Below are 264 nucleotides of genomic sequence, written 5' to 3' on the forward strand. Positions count from 1 at the left end.
CCCAGCATGTTCAGCAACATTCCATAACCGTTGTCCGCAACACTCTTCCCGAAATTCAGACACCTGCTCATTGCCTTCATGTTCAGATCTTCGACAGCAACTACATCATACTCATCAGCCAGTTTTCGACTCAACTTATGATGAAAATCTCGCCTCTGGTTTTTGACCTTCTCATGGCAGAGTGCCACCTTTTTCTTCTGTTTCTGATAATTCGAACTTCCACATTTACAACGTGACAGCTTTCGCTGCTCTCTGTTCAGCCGG

General features: G+C 45.5%; 1 protein-coding gene. It reads right to left on the bottom strand.

Annotated features, from left to right (window positions below; translation table 11 throughout):
- The coding region (locus ACQRCC_RS15625) for an RNA-guided endonuclease InsQ/TnpB family protein (RefSeq protein ID WP_427851665.1) at window positions 1-264 on the bottom strand (264 nt) is incomplete at both ends.

The organism is Sporofaciens sp. SGI.106 (assembly GCF_050314255.1).
Taxonomy (GTDB): domain Bacteria; phylum Bacillota; class Clostridia; order Lachnospirales; family Lachnospiraceae; genus Claveliimonas.